Here is a 14,345-nt window from a genome sequence, read left to right as displayed (position 1 = left end):
TGTCACTCGCGCCGTCAGGCGCGGCGCGACAACCGCATCCGGACCGAATCCAGTTCGGCGGGCAGCCGACGCGACCGTGCACGCGGCCGCGGCAGCGAGGTGAACCCGAGCCGTTCATACAGCGCGCGGGCCCGCACGTTGCGCGTCAGCACGTCGAGCACGACGTCGCGGCTGCCGTCGGTGGGCAATGCGCCGGTGTCCAGCGCATCGCGAAACAGTGCGCTGAAGATCCCCGTGCCGCGTTGCCGTTGGTCGGTCGCGCAATGCGCGACGAGGATCTGCGAACGCTTCGGTGCCGGAATTTCCGTTTCGAGGATCAGCCCGCGCAACAACTGGCCGATCGTGCGGCGCACACCGAAGAAGCGCGCCAGTGCCCACACGATATGCACATCGTCGAACATCGTCCGCTGTCCGTCGTGGATCGCCATTACGGCGAGCACGGTGCCATTGTCATCGTCGGCGACTGCGACACGATGCCGGCGCCATGAAAAGCGCCCGTATCGCGACCGAAACGCCTGCTGCAGGAAAGCAATACAGCGTGCGTCGCTTTCACCGAGAAAGAACCCGAATTCGGCCACGCCGGACGCAAACACGAGCGACGCGCATGCCGCCGCGTCGCCCGCATGCGCCGCACGAAACCGCACGCGCTCACCAGTGCGCGGCACCGCTTGCGCGAACGCACCGGCCAGCGTCATGCGCTGCGCCCCGCGAGACGCGACAACACGGCGACCGTCCGGCTGATCTGCTCCGGCTCATGCGTCGAGCAGATGAAGAAGCGCAGGCGCGCGGCCTTTTCCTCGACGGCCGGATAGAAGATCGGCTGCACGTTGATCCCTTCGTCGAACATCGCATTGGCCCATTGCGCGGCCTTCAGCGAACTGCCCGTGATCACCGGCACCACCGCGAACCCCGCGCTCGTGCCGGTATTCAGCCCGGCGGCGCGCGCCTCGGTCAGGAACTGCCGCCCGCGCGCCTGCAATTGCGCGACGCGCTCCGGCTCGGCCTGCAGGCGCTCGAGCGCGGCCAGCGACGCTGCGGCGAGCGTCGGCGCGAGCCCGACGCTGTACAGAAAGCCCGGCGCCAGATGCCGCAGCATGTCGACCAGCGGCTGGCAGCCGGCAATGAAACCGCCGCAGCCGGCCAGCGTCTTGCTCATCGTGCCCATCCACATGTCGACCTGGTCGGGCGCGACGCCGCAATGCTCGCGGATGCCCTTGCCGGTCGCGCCGAGCACACCGAGCGAATGCGCCTCGTCGACCAGCAGGAATGCACCGTGGCGCGTCTTCACGTCGACGAAGCGCTGCAGGTCGGGGAAATCGCCGTCCATGCTGTACAGCCCTTCGATCGCGATCAGCACGTGCCGGTATTCGCGGCGCACGCGCGACAGCAGTTCGTCGAGCGCCTGCCAGTCGTTGTGCGCGAAGCTCAGTCGCTTCGCGCCGCTCAGCTGCGCGCCCTGCACGATGCTGTTGTGCGCGAGCGAATCGTGGACGACCAGATCGCCCGGGCCGAACAGCGCGCCGATCACGGTCACGTTCGTCGCATGGCCGCTCACGAACGCGACGCAGTCGTCGGTCTCGTAGAACGCGGCCAGCGCGCGCTCGAGATCGCGCTGCACCGGACGCTCGCCCGCGACCATCCGGCTTGCGGAGGCCGACGTGCCGTAGCGGTCGATCGCGGCTTTCGCGCGTGACGACACGGCCGGATCGCCGGCCAGGCCGAGGTAGTTGTAGTTCGCGAAGTTCAGGTACTCGCGGCCGCCGATCTGCGTCGTCGCGCCGGCCACGCCTTCATGCACGCGGAAAAACGGCGAGTCGACGCGCAACTTCTCGCCCATCTCGCGCATGATCCGGACCTGCTGATACTGCGGCATCGATTCGAAGCGGCTGCGCGCCGATGCGGTCTGCGCGGCCAGCGTGCCGGGCACGCCCGGCGCCGCGGCGGCATCGGTCGCGCGCTCCAGTTGCCGTTTCAGCGCTTTCGCCGCCAGTTGCTGGCGAAGATGCTCTCCCAGTGCCATTGCTTCCTTCGCTGTATCTCGAAAAGGCGCTATGTTACGCCGCGCATCATGAAAAAGCGTGGTGTCACGCGTCGGGAAACTCGGCCCACTGCCATGCGTCGGGTTGCGCCAGCAGCGCATCCACCAGCCGGAAATTCATCTCGTGGCTCGGCCGCAGCGCGCTCACGCGCGCCAGCAGCGGCGCACCGGCCAGCGCGAGATCGCCGACCAGGTCGAGCACGCGATGCCGGACGAACTCCTCTGGCAGCCGCATCCCGCCCAGCACGCGATTGCCGACGATGGACGCCGTGCACGACGGCCGCGCGCCGCGCAGGATCGGCACGCCGCGCAGATAACCGGCGACGATCGCGGGTACCGCCCACTTCACGCGGCCATACGAGCGCGACGGTGCGATTTCGGTCGCAAATGCGGCCGGCGTCAGCGCCCCATCCCAGTGCATGTCGCCGAAGCCGCGCAGGTCATTGCGCACGCTCAGTTCGTAACGCGGCGCCGGTTCGACCCGCATTTCGCGCCGCTGGTCGCCCTCGCCATCCGTGACGACGACGGGCCGCAGCACGCGGATGAAGCGCTTCGGCGCATCGAGCGCGACACGGCCGCACGCGCGGATCGCATCTACCCAAGGCGCGGCGCTGCCATCGAGAATCGGCACTTCTTCCGCATCGATCTCGACGATCGCGTGATCGATCTCGCATGCAAGCAGCGACGCGAGCAGATGCTCGATCGTGCGAACGCCGACGCCGTCGGCATTGCGCAGCATCGTGCACAGCGGCTGCGCGCGGCGCAGCGCGGGATCGACCGGCAGCGTCGCGAGCGTGCGCCCCTGCGCGACGCGACGGAACGCGATACCCGTCACGCCCTCCTCCGGACGCCCGGGCAGGATCCGCACGCCTACCCGGCGCCCCGTGTGCAGCCCGTGACCGTCGATCGTCAGCGGCCGTGCCAGCGTGCCCTGACGCGTCGCCCACCCGGACGGCGCGCTCATCGCGCGACCTCCAGCGTCGGCGACGCCCGACCCGCCACGGGCGCCTGCCGCGTATCGAGCATCGCGCGCGCTTCGCCGTCGATCGCATGCTTCGCCGCGAGCGCCGCGACGGCCTCCTGTGCGGCATCCGTAGCGGAACCGGCATCCGCATCGGTCGACGCGCCGATCGAATCGACGATACGTCCGGCCAGCGTCGTCACCGACGCGCCTTCGGCAATCGCCATCACCGACAGCTTGACCTCGAACGCTTCCTCGACCGCGAGGCCGAGCTCCATCCCCATCAGCGAATCCATGCCCATGTCGAGCACCGACTTGTCGAGCGCGATGCGATCCGGCGTCATGTGCAAAATCCGCGCGATCTGCGCCTGCAGCGTCCGCGCCACCAGCGCGATCGCTTCGTCGCGCGGCAACGCCAGCACTTCTTCCCGCAACTGCGTGCCGCCGTCGCGCGCATCGCCGCCGCTCGCGTGCGATTGCAGCAGCGAATACCGGCGCGCCTTCGCGGCCGGCATCCCGCGCGCTACCGCGTGCCAGTCGAGCCGGACCACGGCCTCGCCGGCCGCGCCCGCGAGCAGCGTGCGTTCGAGCGCGACCATCGCCTCGTCGGACGTGATCGACGCACCGCCGATCCGCGACTGCAGCGCCTCGCGCGTATCCGCGTGGCGCGCGAGGAAGCCGACGTCCTCGAGCGGCCCCCAGGCCATGAACGTGCCCGGCAACCCGGCCGCGCGACGATGTTCGACGAGCGCCTCGAGGAAAGTGTTGGCTGCCACGTAGTTCGATTGCCCCGGATTGCCGAGATAGGTCGTCGCCGACGAATAGACCACGAACAGGTCGAGCGGCAACGCGCGCGTCGCGCGATGCAGGTTCCACGCGCCGGCCACCTTCGGTGCGAGCACCGCGGCCATGCGCGCATCGTCGAGATTGCGCACGAGGCCGTCGTCGATCGACATCGCGGAATGCAGCACGCCCTTGAGCGGGCTGCCGCGCCGGACGATCGCCTCGATCATCGCGTCGACCGCCGCGGCGTCGGTCACGTCGCACGACACGACATCGACCGTGACGCCGAGCGTCGTGCGCCAGCGCTCGACTTCCTCGCGTGCGACAGCAGCGAGCTCGCCGGAACGGCTCGCCAGCGTCAGCCGGCGTGCGCCGCGCTCGACCATCCAGCGCGCGCTCGCGAAACCGAGGCCGCCCGTGCCGCCGACCACCAGGTACGTGCCATGCGGATCGAGCGCGAGCGAGCCCGCGCGCGTGACGCCGCGCGTCGGGGCCGGCGTGCCGGACGGATAGGTCACGAGCACCTTGCCGATCTGGCGCGCCTGCTGCATGTAGCGGAACGCATCTTCCGCCCGCTCGGCCGGAAACGCACGATACGGCAGCGGATGCAGCACGCCTGCCTCGAACAGCGCCATCACTTCGCCGAACAGGCGCGCGGTCAGCTCCGGCAACGCCCCCATCAACTGGTCGGCGTCGATGCCGAAATAGCTGATGTTGTTGCGGAACGGCCGCAGCCCGATATGGCTGTTTTCGTAGAAGTCGCGCTTGCCGAGCTCGAGAAAACGCCCGAACGGCCGCAGCGTATCGATGCTGCGCACCATCGCTTCGCCCGCGAGCGAATTCAGCACGATGTCGATGCCCTGGCCGCCCGTCAGCGCGCGAATCTCATCCGCGAACGCCAAGCTGCGCGAATCGAGCACGTGGTCGGCGCCGAGCAGGCGCACGAACTCGCGCTTCTCGTCGCTGCCGGCCGTCGCGAACACTTCCGCGCCGAAGTGGCGCGCGAGCTGGATCGCGGCGATCCCGACCCCACCCGCGCCGCCGTGCACCAGCACGCGCTCGCCGCGACGCAGGCGCGCGAGCTCGACGAGTGCGTAGTACGCGGTGAAGAACGTGGTCGGCACGGTCGCCGCTTCCTCGAACGACAGCCGCTCAGGTTTCAGTGCGATCGCTTGCGCGCGCGTCCTGACGCGCGTCGCGAACGAGGCCGGCGCGAAGCCGAGCATCGCATCGCCCGGCGCGAATCCCGTCACCGCGTTGCCCACGCGGACGACGCGGCCGGACAGTTCCATCCCGATCGTCGCACCCGCGAAGCCGGTCTCGACCGCTTCATCGGACAAGAGCCCCATCGCATACATCACGTCGCGGAAATTGAGACCGGTGGCAACGGGCTCGATCTCCACCTCGTCGTCACCCAGCGGGCTTTCCGGCAACGCGAACCATTCGAGATTGCGCAACGAGCCCGGCGCGTCGAACGCGAGCACGGCCGCACGCGCGATCGCACCATCGTTGCGGGCCGCGGCCTGCGCGGCGGTCAGCATGCGCGGCACCTGCCGCCCGTGTGCGCCCAGGACGACCTCTTCCTCGACCGCCGCGCCGGTCAGCTCGCGAATCAGCGCGTCGGAGATCCGGTCCGCCGCGCGATCGACGTCGATCAGGCGGCATGCGAGCTCGGGATGCTCGTTCGCCAGCACGCGACCGAGACCCCACAGCGTGGCCTGTTCCGGATGCGCATTCGCGGTCCCGGCGAACGGCGCGCCGCCGCGCGTGACGACGGTCAGCCGCGTGGCCGCGTTCGGCTGCGCACCGAGCGCGCGAACGAGTTCCGCAAGAGCGATCACGCCGTTACGCTGCGCGGCCATCAGGCCATCCCCCGTCGCCGAATCGGCGAGCGGCGTTTCCGGCGCGCAGAAGACGACATGCGCCGGCCGTCCGGCCGGCAACGACGCGATTGCATCGGCCGCGTGCGTGACGTCGACGATATCGGCCGGATAGCCCGCGCGCGCCAGTGCATCGGCCAGCCGCCCGCCGAAACTGCCTGCGGCATCCGGTGCGTGCATCACGAGCCATTGCTCGCTGCGTGCAAGCGTATCGAGATCGCTCGGATCCTCGCCGCGTTGCGCGACCAGAGTGCTCGCGGGGTTGCGCGCGATGACGAACGTCGGCGTGCCGTCCAGATCGAGCGATTGCTCGACGTGCCGCACGACGTCGACGAAGCCCGCGCGCTCGAGCGCGGCATCGAGATCCGCCGGTGCCAGCGGCGCGGGCGCATCGGCTTCCGTCGGCGAGGCTTGCGCGCCGAATACGATGTCGGAGAAACGGCCACGACGCGACTCGGCCAGCAGCAGCAATCCGCCCGGTGCCAGCCATGACCGCATTGCATTCAGCGCGTCGGCCACATCGTGCCGGCCGCTCAACGCGCGGTTCGCAACGATCAGGTCGTAAGGGCCGGCTTCGTCGGCCGCCAGCGACAGCCGCTCGCCTGACTGCAACGCAACCGTGCGCACCGCCGCTTCCGCATCCGCGTCGAACCCGGCGAGTTGGCCGGCAGTCGCCGCAATTGTGTGATCGCAGCGCGCGGCCGCGAGATGCATGCCGAGCGTCTGCAGCACGTCGCCATCCGTCGCGCCCAGCTCGAGCACGCGCAACCGGCGTGCCGATTGCCATGCGTCGACCGCCTGCTCAACGCTCGCGGCCAGCAACGCGTGCACGTGCTGCCACGTCGGCGATGCGGCAAGGAGTTGTTCGACCAGGCTGTGCCCGGTCGGCGACAGCAGGCGTGCGCCATCCTTCGCGCCGTTCAGCACGTCCGGCAACGCCGCGCCGCAATGCGCGAGCAGCGTCAGCTCGGCCACGTGCCCCGGCGATTCGGCCAGCAGCCCGCGCCACAGCTCGTCGAGCGGCGGCAACGCCGCGCACGCCGCGTCGTCGCGCACGAGCAGCGCGCCATCGCGATGAGCGAGTCCGTCCTCGACCAGCATGTCGGCAAGACGTGCGGCCAATGCCTCACGCCCGGCCGCCGGCTGCCAGGTGCCGACGAATGCGCCGAGCGCATCGAACGCGCGGAGCGCATAGAGGCTCGCCAACACGTCGAGCAGCGGCAGGATTTCGGTCAGATGCTGAGTCCGGCGGCCGTCGTGCCCGGCCGCATCGAGCCGTGCGACAGACTGCGCGAGCAGCGCGTCGGGGGCCGGTAAACCGGCTGCATTGATGTCACCCGGCAGCGGCACTTCTTCCAGGCGGTAGACGAAGCGCGCGGGCAGGTTCTGCCGGCGGCCGACGAGATCGACGCGCCGGAACCGGCATGCGCCGAGCCGCGCGACGATCGCGCCGCGCGCGTCGAGGAATTCGAAATGCGCGACGATCGAATGCGGGCTGTGGCGGTCGATCCGCACGAGCACCCGCTCGACCGTGTCGCCGCGCAGATAGTCGACCCGGCCGATCTGCACCGGCACGTAAGCCGGATGCTCGCCTTCGCGCGCGCGCGCCGCCAGCAGTGCGAACAGCGGATGAAACCCGCTATCCATCAGCGCCGGATGCAGCAGATAGGCGGACAATGCCCGCGCGTCGCCGCATGCTGCCGGCGCGGCAACGTCGGCCAGCGCCGCGCCGTCATCCGCGGCGACCCGCACGGTGCGGACCCAGCGGAATGCCGGCCCGTAGCTGAGGCCGATGGCCGCCGTGTTTGCATACAGCGTGTCGCCGTCGGCCGCGGGCAACGCGAGCAGACGATCGAGCGCGCCCGACGGCACGACGCTCGCATCGCCGAGCGTGTTGCCGCTTTCCAGCATCCGCCCCGTCACGTTCAGCGTCCATGCACCGTCGGACATCCGGTCGCGCGTCTCGATCGTGAAGGTCGCGGTACGCGGCTCGATCACGAGCCGGAACAGCTTTGCCTGCTGCGGCTGGAATACCACCGGCGTGCGGATCTCGACGTTTTCGAGCGCCGCATCCGGCGTATCGAAGAAGGTGCGTGCCGCGGCGAGCGCCATTTCCACGTAGCCCGCACCCGGGAACGCCACGCCGCCGTCGACGACGTGATCGGCCAGCATCGGTAGCTTCGCCGGATCGAGCTGGTTTTCCCACGCGAATGCGTGCTCGTGGAGACGATAGCCGAGCAGCGGATGCTCGCGGCGACGATTGACGAGGCCGTAGCCTTCGACGGTCGGCGTCAGCCAGAAATGGTCGCGCTGCCACGGATAGGACGGCAATGCAGCACGCGCTTCGCCGGGCGCGAAGCGGTCGGGATCGACGCTCGCACCGTGCGAGATCGCCGCGAGAATCGCTTGCCGCAGCGTCGCCGCGCTGCCGTGATCGCGCTTGAGCGTCGGCAGCGCCACACCGGTCGCGCCGGCGGCCGCGAATGCCTGCTTCACGTACGTGCGCAGGATCGAATGCGGCGAGACCTCGACGAACAGCCGGACGCCCTGCTCGATCAGATGCGCGATGCCGTCGCCGAAGCGCACCGGCTCGCGAATGTTGCGCCACCAGTAGCGGGCATCGAGCTCGGTGCCGGCCAGCGCGCCGCCGGTCACGGTCGACACGAACGTGCCGTTGCCCGGCTGCGGCCGCAGGCTCGCCAGCTCGGCCAGCACGACCGGCTCGATGCGGTCCATGTGGCTGCTGTGGAACGCGTAGTCGAGATCGAGCATCTGGAAGAACTTGCCGCTGCCGCGCAGCGCGGCCTCCAGTGCCTGCAAGCCCTGCAGCTCGCCCGCGAGCGTCACCGCGTCGGGGCTGTTGATGCCCGCGATCTCGACGCGCCGCGCCAGCCCGTGACGCGCGATCAGTTCGCGCGCCGCCGCGTCGCCGATGCCGACGGCCGCCATCCGGCCGCTGCCGCGCGTCATCGCCTGCGCGCGGCTGCGGATCTTGATCACGCGAACCGCGTCGGCGAGCGACAGCGCGCCCGTCACCCACGCCGCGGCAATCTCGCCGACGCTATGGCCGATCGCCGCGTCGTAACGCATCCCGCGCGCGTCGATCACGCGAATCATGCCGACCTGGATCGCGAACAGCAGCGGCTGCGCGTTCTCCGTCGCGGCGAGCCATTCGGCGCCCGCGCCGGCCAGCCATTCCACGCTCGGGCCGCCGCGCATCACGTCGACGAGCGACGGGCTGCCATCGGCGCACCACAGCGCGTCGACTTCGTCGAGCGCCGCGCGGAACACGGCGTTCTCCGCATAGAGTTCGTTGCCCATCCCGACCCACTGGCAGCCGTTGCCAGAGAAGACGAGCGCGGTGCGCACCGCATCGGCCGGGGCCTGGCCGGTTGCCACGCAGGCCGGCAGCCCTTCCGCTGCCGGCTGGGCCAGTGCCGCGAGCGCCGTGCGGCCTTCGGCTTGGTCGGCCGGGGCGACGATTGCGCGATGCTCGAGCCATTGTCGACGACGAGCGGCCGCGGCGGCCAGCGCCTGCCAGTCGCCGCCGTTGTCGAGCGCCACCAGATAGCGGCCCGCGAGCGCGCTGAGCGCGTTCGCGCTGCGCGCGGTCAGCACGAGCGGAGACAGTTGCGCCTGCGTCGGCTCGGGCGCGGCCGTCGATGCCTCGTTTGCAGCCGGCGCCTCCGTCAGCACGACGTGTGCGTTCGTTCCGCCGAAGCCGAACGAGTTGACGCCGATCGTCAGCGGCGCGTCGCCCGCGTCGAGCGGCATGTAGCGATCGACGACGCGCAGACGCCCGCCGTTGAAATCGATCCCGGGATTAGGCGTGACGAAGTGCAGCGAGCGCGGCACCGCGCGATGCTTGAGGCACAGCACGGCCTTCAGCAAGCCGGCCATGCCGGATGCCGTTTCGAGATGGCCGATATTGGTCTTGACCGAACCGATGAGCAGTGGACGATCCGCCGGGCGCGCGCCCGACACGACTTCGATCAGCGCACGCGCCTCGATCGGATCGCCGACCGCCGTGCCGGTGCCGTGCGCTTCGAGATAGGCCAGCGACTGCGGGTCGATGCCCGCGCGCGCATAGACGCTGCGCAGCAGCGACGCCTGCGCGGCCGCGCCCGGCACGCTGATGCCGCCCGGCGTGTGGCCGACCGAGTTCACGCCGGAGCCGGCGATCACCGCGTGGATCGTGTCGCCGTCGGCGAGCGCGCGATCGAGCGGCTTGAGCAGCACGAACGCGCCGCCTTCCGAGCGGACATAGCCGTCGCCGGTCGCATCGAATGTGCGGCAACGGCCGCGCGGCGACAGCATCGACGCCTTGGAGAAGCTGACGAAACCGAACGGATGCAGCAGCAGGTTGACGCCGCCCGCGAGCGCCACGTCGGCTTCGCCGGACTGCAGCGCCTTGACGGCCTGGTGGAGTGCGACGAGCGACGACGAGCAAGCCGTGTCGACGGACATGCTCGGGCCGCGCAGGTCGAACAGGTAGGACACGCGGTTCGACGCGATGCTCAGCGTGTTGCCGGTCGCCGAATATGGATCGATCACGTTCAGATCGTCCATGTTGCGGTTGCCGTAATCCATGCTGGCGGCACCGACGAAGACGCCGCAGTTGCTGCCGCGCATGTCGGCCGGGCGCACGCCCGCGTCCTCGAACGCTTCCCATGCGAGTTCGAGCAGCAGGCGCTGCTGGGGGTCCATCTGGGCCGCTTCGCGCGGGGAAATGCCGAAGAACGCGGCATCGAAGCCGGCGACGTTGTCGAGCACGCCAGCCGAGAACGTGTAGCTCTTGCCCGGCTCGCGCTTGGACGGGTGCTGGTAGAAATCGGTGCCGAAGCGGTCGGCGGGGATTTCGGTGACTGCGTCGCGTTCGTCGCGCAGCAGTTGCCAGAAGTCGCCGAGATTGTTTGCGCTTCCGGGAAACCGACAAGCGATCCCAATTATTGCAATCTTGCTGTTCATCTTTTATGTCGCTTTCTCGGATGCGCACGGCTCTTCCGCACGATTTCCGTCATCTTGTACCACATGCAGCAGCGCCGCCCCAAGCTCTTCGGCTGCCAAATTCCGGCATTCGGGAGCATCTGTGCCGTAATTGCGCCAAATAAAGTAGTCGCTGCGTTGCGGCATAACGCCCAACTTTTGGAAAACATGGGGCAGAGCGGGAACGTGATCGCCGTAAAAACAAACGACCGTTTCACGCTTGCTGGTGCGCAGATAATCGATCAGGCGCCCGATCATTGCATCGGCATTTTCGATGTGCCTCAAATATGCGGTCAAATCGCGCCAAGATGCGTCCTCGCCAAGAGTATGCCGTGAAGACGATTCTCCAGGCAAAACCTCCTCCAGATGCAGCGGGCCGTGGTTTTCCATGGTCATCGCGAAAATAAATCGCGGGCGAGCGTCATCTGCCGCCTCGAGTTCCGCGACGATCGACTCCGACACGGCCGCGTCCGCCACGTACGGGCCGGCACGGGACGCCGACCCAAAATGGCGGATATCGAGAAAGCGCGTGAAGCCGAGTAACGGAAATACCCGGTGCCGCCCGAAGAAATCGGCGTAATACGGATGAATCGCGACTGTGTCGTAACCGCAACGGTCGAACCAGGATGCAAGTGAAGCGACTTTATTTCTTACAAATGCGTAAGGATAGAAACGCGCATACCTGAGCGAAAAGGATTCCGTGCCGGTCAGCACCGCGAACTCCGTTCGCATGGTGTTTGCCCCCCACGCAGGCACCGTCATCTCGCCCTGCCAGGCTGCCTCGCGACGCGCCTCGTCGAAGCGCCTGAAGAGACTCGGCTCGACCGCCTCTCCGAGCCGGCGCGCATCGAAGAACGATTCGCTCTGGATCATGATCACGTCAGGGCGTCTCGCCGGCTTGCCTGTTGAGAACGGCCCAGCCGCCACCACCTCGCGGAACCGCCGGAACGTCGCGGGACGCAAGCCGTTGAGCAGATAGCCAATGAACACGGCAAAAAAGCCGTGGCGGCGCTGGTCGGCGTCGGGATCGAGCGTCAACGGCACACGAGCGGCCACGAGCACGGCCAGCATGAACGACAGCGCGACCGTGAGCCATACCAACATGCCGGAGCCTGCCGGCACGGGGCGCTCGACGACGAAGCCTGCGATCACGAGCACGATGCCGGCACCGATCGCGACAACCTTGCCGGCGCTCAGGAACGGCAGGTAAAGACGGGGATGCGAGAACAACTGACTGAAAAGGCTCAGATCGGTAAATACGAACGGCTCGCGCAGCGACTCGTACTTCGCATTACTGACTGCGGCGACAAGACCAACGAGGGCCAGCGCCGAGCAGGCCGCAAAAAGCGGCCGCGACGTGACGGCGAACATAAAGTCGAGCAGGAATACTACGGAAAGAATGTGAAGCACTGACGACAACAGCGGCCGCCGCAGGGGCGCGCGCGGGACGGCGATCGAGTCGACCGCGAACGACAGTACGACGACGGCCGTCAGCGTCACGGCGAGACGCGCGCTCAATTGGCCCGATCCTTCGACGGCAGATAGGACAGGCGGTCGAGGATCGCGTCGGCAATTGCAACGGGCAGCAGCGGCAGGAGGCGCATGCCGAATGCGAGTAGCCCGGGAAATGCGATCTCGTTTCGGCCCGTATCGAGCCGTCGACGGATGTAGGCGGCCGAACGCTCGGCGCTCCAGAGGAACGGCTTGTCGCCGGGGAATACGTCGCTCATGGCCGTCTTCACGAAGCCGGGCAGGATGACGGTCACGCCCACGCCGTCACGCGCCAGCAGCGGGCGCACGGAATCGCCATATGCCTTGATTGCCGCCTTGCTCGCGCAATAGGCCGGCGAGATCGCCATGCCGCGCAGCGCGGCAATAGAACTGACCATCGCGATCCGACCGCGCTTGCGCGCGCGCATCCGGTCGATGACCGGCAGGACCGTGTGCAATGTGCCGTAGAGATTCGTGTCGATGACGCGAGCCGTTCGTTCCAGGCCCTCCCAGTCGCTCGCATCGGCGATCGTGCTGGCCACGCCGGCGTTCGCGATCAAGAGGTCGATCGGGTGACGGGTGTCGAAATCGGTCAACCAGGCGGCAATCGACGCCGCATCGCGTACGTCGATCGTGCCTGTGTCGACTGTCGCGCCACGCGCCCGGCAAGCTGCCGCCGTTACATCGACCTCGACGGTATTGCGGCCGACGATGCCAAGCGTCGTCCCCGGCTGCGCATAGGCGAGCGCGAGCGCACGGCCGAGACCGGCACTCGCGCCGGTGATGACGACGCAGCGCGTCAGTTGATCAGGCATCCGCGCGATCCAGGCGCTCGACCGCTCCCGCGACCGCCATCTCGATACCGGTCCGGGTGTAGAAGTCGCCGTTGATTTGCGTGTGGTGCATCACGTAGTCGAGGAAGGCGTGATAAAGGTGCATGTCAGGCAGATCGCCGCCGTGCCAGAAATCGTCCAGTTTTCCCTGCCAGGTCAAGCCGCGCATATTATAAATGGCAGTCCCGAGCACAACTAGCGGGCGCTCGTGGTGCAAGGCCGACAGGCCGACCGTGCTGTTCACCACGACCACGCCCCGCGCATGCTCGAGCAGCGTCGGCAGGTGGCCCGAGTTGATGAAACGGACCCGATCTCCGATGCCGGCCTCGCGCGCGATCGACATCGCGAAACGATGGTATTCGATCATCCCCGTGTCGAGCGGGTGGTTCTTGATCAGCAGGATTGCGTCGCGCGGCGCGTGCCGCGCGAACGAGCGCACAACATAGTCAATCGCATCGCGCACCCCATTGAAGGGCGAATGCACGACGATCTGCGCGTCGGAGTTCAACTGTAGCGGGAACAGATAGTACGGCCGCCCGTTCGCCAGCAATTCGCGCGTGACCGCTTCGGCCTCCCGCCGATGCTTGCCTTGCAGCAGCGCCCGAACCGCGAGGCCTGTGTACTCGAGCACGCCGTTCTTCGGCCGATGACTGCGATAAAGCGGAAAACGCCACATCAGCAGCGCATTGGCGACCCGGTACGTGATGTCGTGAAACACCCGCTCATACAGGTTGTAGCCGGTTGGCACCCCGGGCTCTGCCGCTGGGACAACATCGCGCAACCGCATGTATTCCCGCGGATCCACCGGCATTCGCGAGCGGCCGTTTACACCGTGGTTTTCAAGCGTGATCCAGTGCGGGCGGACGTAGCCCTCTTCGAACACGTGCACGCGCAGACCGAATTGCTCGGAAACCGGGTGCATGTGCCGATGGACCGCGCGACAGTCGCCGAACATCACGACATCTGTAATGCCGTTGGCACGCACGAGGTCCGCGTACCAGTTCGACAGTTGCGAGAATTTCCCGGAATAGTTGGACACCTTCCCGGTTCTACCGTAAAACCAGTCTCCACCGCAAAAATTGACACGATGAACCACGTGACCACGTGATACGAGCGCTTCCGAAAGACGACTGAAAAACACTGAAGCCGTGCCTTGCAGCACTAGAAATGAGCGAGGCATGGATATCGGGAAGGGGAGCGAAAATTTCTCTGGAAACTGCCAGACAGGCTTTATTCTTCTGACGAGCCCCATCGACATCGGCGAGAGCCAAACTCCGCTGGTGGCTGGGCGCAATTTTATGCCGAAAGAACGACAGAATGAAGACAAAGTTCATAAAGTCGTTCGCATGTGTCCTCCTGGCACCGGTCGCCGC

General features: G+C 67.7%; 7 protein-coding genes. All 7 read right to left on the bottom strand.

What is annotated here, in order from left to right; translation table 11 throughout:
- Positions 1-14: 14 nt before the first annotated feature.
- The 7 genes from LGM56_RS10140 to LGM56_RS10110 all read right to left on the bottom strand — a co-directional run bounded on the left by LGM56_RS10140 (position 15) and on the right by LGM56_RS10110 (position 14,152).
- Entirely contained in the window at positions 15-695 is a 681-nt protein-coding gene (locus LGM56_RS10140; protein ID WP_089494159.1) for a GNAT family N-acetyltransferase, read from the bottom strand.
- The gene (locus LGM56_RS10135; RefSeq protein WP_226204419.1) at positions 692-2,020 is read right to left on the bottom strand and encodes an aminotransferase class I/II-fold pyridoxal phosphate-dependent enzyme; all 1,329 of its coding nucleotides are present in this window, start codon (positions 2,018-2,020) and stop codon (positions 692-694) included. Before LGM56_RS10135 ends, LGM56_RS10140 begins: the two co-directional genes overlap by 4 nt.
- 64 nt (positions 2,021-2,084) lie before the next feature.
- A complete protein-coding gene (locus LGM56_RS10130) occupies positions 2,085-3,002 on the bottom strand; it encodes a UDP-3-O-acyl N-acetylglycosamine deacetylase (protein WP_226204418.1) in 918 nt (305 codons plus the stop codon).
- Positions 2,999-10,630 (bottom strand): type I polyketide synthase, encoded by a 7,632-nt coding sequence (locus tag LGM56_RS10125; protein ID WP_226204416.1) that lies wholly within the window; start codon positions 10,628-10,630, stop codon positions 2,999-3,001. The genes LGM56_RS10130 and LGM56_RS10125 overlap by 4 nt, the downstream gene beginning before the upstream one ends.
- Before the next feature lie 3 nt (positions 10,631-10,633).
- Positions 10,634-12,166: an LTA synthase family protein gene (locus LGM56_RS10120; RefSeq protein WP_089494156.1), complete on the bottom strand. Its 1,533-nt coding sequence runs from the start codon at positions 12,164-12,166 to the stop codon at positions 10,634-10,636.
- Positions 12,163-12,954: an SDR family NAD(P)-dependent oxidoreductase gene (locus LGM56_RS10115; RefSeq protein WP_089494155.1), complete on the bottom strand. Its 792-nt coding sequence runs from the start codon at positions 12,952-12,954 to the stop codon at positions 12,163-12,165. Before LGM56_RS10115 ends, LGM56_RS10120 begins: the two co-directional genes overlap by 4 nt.
- Positions 12,947-14,152, bottom strand: a complete 1,206-nt coding sequence (locus LGM56_RS10110; protein WP_179254823.1) for a capsule biosynthesis protein — start codon at positions 14,150-14,152, stop codon at positions 12,947-12,949. Before LGM56_RS10110 ends, LGM56_RS10115 begins: the two co-directional genes overlap by 8 nt.
- Positions 14,153-14,345 lie beyond the last annotated feature (193 nt).

It is taken from the genome of Burkholderia sp. AU38729 (assembly GCF_020419725.1).
Classification (GTDB): domain Bacteria; phylum Pseudomonadota; class Gammaproteobacteria; order Burkholderiales; family Burkholderiaceae; genus Burkholderia.
The sequence above is the reverse complement of the archived record's forward strand: the minus strand, read 5'-3'. Positions and strand labels throughout refer to the sequence as shown.

What these genes read in the sequence shown, in the direction of transcription:
- LGM56_RS10140 (WP_089494159.1), bottom strand. Translation starts at nt 695, where the DNA reads ATGACGCTGGCCGGTGCGTTCGCGCAAGCGGTGCCGCGCACTGGTGAG.
- LGM56_RS10110 (WP_179254823.1), bottom strand. Translation starts at nt 14,152, where the DNA reads ATGCCTCGCTCATTTCTAGTGCTGCAAGGCACGGCTTCAGTGTTTTTC.
- LGM56_RS10125 (WP_226204416.1), bottom strand. Translation starts at nt 10,630, where the DNA reads ATGAACAGCAAGATTGCAATAATTGGGATCGCTTGTCGGTTTCCCGGA.
- LGM56_RS10130 (WP_226204418.1), bottom strand. Translation starts at nt 3,002, where the DNA reads ATGAGCGCGCCGTCCGGGTGGGCGACGCGTCAGGGCACGCTGGCACGG.
- LGM56_RS10135 (WP_226204419.1), bottom strand. Translation starts at nt 2,020, where the DNA reads ATGGCACTGGGAGAGCATCTTCGCCAGCAACTGGCGGCGAAAGCGCTG.
- LGM56_RS10115 (WP_089494155.1), bottom strand. Translation starts at nt 12,954, where the DNA reads ATGCCTGATCAACTGACGCGCTGCGTCGTCATCACCGGCGCGAGTGCC.